We start from the raw sequence: 2,801 nt of genomic DNA, 5'->3' as shown, positions 1-2,801 counted from the left end.
ACGACATTGTCGCCATCCGCCTTGATCGGCAGCGAATAGACGTCCTGCGCGTTGGTGATGAGGCCCGGCACCTCGACGTTGAACGAGCCGTGGCCGGTGTCGAGCGTGCCGCCCGGAACCACCATGTTGTTCTTCGCAAGCGCATCGAGCAGCTGTCCGGCCGTGAGGTTATAGGCCTCGAGCCGGTTCATATCGATGGTCACCGCCAGCATCTCGTTGCGCGAGCCGGCAATGGAAACGCTCTGCACCGTCGGGATCTCTTCGAGCGCCTTCTGCAGGTCCTTGGCGCGCTGCACCAGCGCCCGCTCAGGCACGTTGCCGTAGAGCGCAACCGAGATCGACGGCATGTTCGAGAACGAAATCTCGGTCACCGTCGGCACGGTCGCATCGTCCGGCAGGTCCCCGGCGACGCCGTCGAGCTTGGCGCGGATGTCGGCCAGCGCCTTGTCGCTGTTGGCATTCACGTTGAACTCGAGGAACACTGAGGCGTGCCCGGTCGACGAGGTCGAGGTGTAGTTCTCGAGCCCGTCAATGTCCTTGACGCGATCCTCGATGGGCTTGGCCAGTAGCCGCTCGGCGTCCCGCGGGGAAACGCCGGTCTGGCTGGTCGAGACGTAGAAATACGGGATGTCGATCGCCGGGAAGCTCTCCTTGGGCAGCGACATGTATGCGCCGAAGCCGGCGACGAGCAGCAGCGCCATCACCGTCAGCACGACCCGCGGCATGCGCAGGACCCGTTCGAGGAAATTCATCATGACTTCACCCCTTCAGCAGCGGCTTCGGCCTCTTTCGACACTGCCGTCCCCGTTACGTTGGTCGCGTTGACCTTCTGGCCCGAAATTACATACTCCTGTCCCATGGTGATCACGTCCGCCGTGGGCGGCAGCCCGGTGACCCACACGCCCTGGCGCGAGTCCGATACGATCGTGATCGGGTAGAACTCGACCACACCATCCTTGACGGTGCGCACCCCAAGTGCGCCCTGGTCGTCGAGTGTCAGCACCGATTGCGGCAGCAGATGCGCCGGCACCGTGCCCATGGTGACCGTCGCCGTCGCGGTGACGCCCGAGAGCACCTTGCCGTCCTTGTTCGGGATCTGGATCTCGATCGGGAACGACCTTGTGGCCTCGTCGGCGAGCGAGGCGATGTAGCTCACCTCGCCCTCGACGCTCTGGCCGGTGACCGTATCGATCTTGGCCTTCAGCCCCAGCTTGGCGAGCCCGATACGGGCCTCCGGCACGCTGGCGACGAACAGCATCGGGTCGAGCTCGACCACCGTGGCGCAGGGCTGGCCGGGGCTCAGCATGCTGCCTACCATGGCCAGTGGATCCTGCACGATGCCCGCCACCTCGGTCTTCACCTGCGTGCGGTCGAACTCGGCCTTGGCCTGGTCGAACCCGGCCTGGGCAGCCTTCAGCGCGGATTCGAGCGCGTTGGCGCTGTTGGCCGTCGCGAGCCCCTTGCCACGCAGCTGCTTGTTGGTGTCGAAATCGACCTGCGCCTGCGCCAGCGCCGCCTCGGCCTGCGCGACAGCGGCCGCGCGCGTGCCTTCATCGAGCGTGCAGATCACGTCGCCCGGCTTCACCGCCTGGCCCTTGGTCACGTTGATCGCCGAGACGATGCCCGTGGTCTCGGGCGTGATCGTCGTCATCGATTTCGCCTTGGTCCGGCCGCGCAGTGGCACGTCGATCGGGAAAGCCTGCACCGCGAATGTTTCCGTGCGCACCGACTGCTCCTTGCCCGTCTCGCTTCCTGCCTCTGCGACGCGCTGGGAAATGGTGTTGACGGCGTCGAGCTCGGTCTTGAGCTTGGTAGCCTCTTCTTCGGCCGTCTTGTGGGCGGCCGCGGCATCGTCAGCAGCTTTCTTCGCCGCGTCTGCTGCCGTCTTCGCCTTTTCAGCGGCAAGGCGCTTCGCCTCGAGTTCCTCGGCCAGTTCGCGCTTCTTGGCCTCTGTATCCGCGGCGTTCAGCGCTGTGGCGGCCGTGTCGGCCTCGGCCTTGGCGGCATCAGCCGCCTTCTTGGCTTCTTCGGCAGCCTTCGACTTGGCATCGACTTCGGCACTGAGGACCGGGTCGGCCGAGACGGGCTTGTCATTGGAAACCACGGCCACGATCGGCCGCTCGCCATTCCCCGGACCCTTGCCGCCTGTCACAAACACGCCTGAGCCCAGCCAGATGGCGCCCGCGATGAGAATAAGCCCGGCCACGCCGTACGAAATCAGTGCACGCATATCAAAACCCCTACTCCGCTGCGGCTGCGTCATCCCTGTCGGGACGCGCCAGCGCGATCAATTCATCCCCATGCGCCTCGATGTAGTCGCGGGCCGCCTGCATGCAGCTGCGGCCGTACTCGATGACCCAGGCGTCTCCGGGGTGGTTGTGTTGTTGTTTCAGCCGGTCGAAATCCGCGAGCGTCGCGTCGACTTCGACCATTCTTTCGTGGAGGCGCTGCTCGACCAGTGATTGGGGGAGCTCGGACGCAAAGCGCAGGAAGAGCAGGAACTCGCTGCGGAATTCATCCTCTCCAAGTTTCTCGAAAAGCGACTGAATAAAAGCTGAACGGCCGGCCGGAGTGATCGAGTAGATCTTCTTGGCGGGCTTGCCCTCCTGCAGTTCCACCCGCGCGGTCACCAGCCGCTCCTGCTCCAGCCGCGCCAGCGCCGGGTAGATCGAGCCGTAACTGGCATCGATGAAATACGAATACTCCCCTTCGACGGAGAGCTTCCTGATCTCATACCCGGTGGCGTCGCCATCATACAGGATGGCCAGGCATATGGTTCTGACGTTCATGGTTCCCTATCC

The 2,801-nt window shown here is 64.4% G+C and carries 3 protein-coding genes; all 3 read right to left on the bottom strand.

All coding sequences use genetic code 11. The features are described from left to right. A partial coding sequence (locus JWQ89_RS03455) for an efflux RND transporter permease subunit (protein WP_299638426.1) occupies positions 1 to 755 on the bottom strand: 755 nt, incomplete at its 3' end. After that, positions 752 to 2,230 carry an efflux RND transporter periplasmic adaptor subunit gene (locus tag JWQ89_RS03450; RefSeq protein WP_299638425.1) on the bottom strand — a complete coding sequence of 493 codons (1,479 nt, stop codon included), beginning with the start codon at positions 2,228 to 2,230 and terminating at the stop codon, positions 752 to 754. The genes JWQ89_RS03455 and JWQ89_RS03450, both read right to left, overlap by 4 nt. Positions 2,231 to 2,240: 10 nt before the next feature. Beyond that, a complete protein-coding gene (locus JWQ89_RS03445; RefSeq protein WP_299638423.1) occupies positions 2,241 to 2,789 on the bottom strand; it encodes a PadR family transcriptional regulator in 549 nt (182 codons plus the stop codon). Between the last annotated feature and the right edge of the window lie 12 nt (positions 2,790 to 2,801).

Source organism: Devosia sp. (genome assembly GCF_028290645.1).
Classification (GTDB): domain Bacteria; phylum Pseudomonadota; class Alphaproteobacteria; order Rhizobiales; family Devosiaceae; genus Devosia_A.
This window is presented reverse-complemented; position numbering and strand designations above follow the sequence as displayed.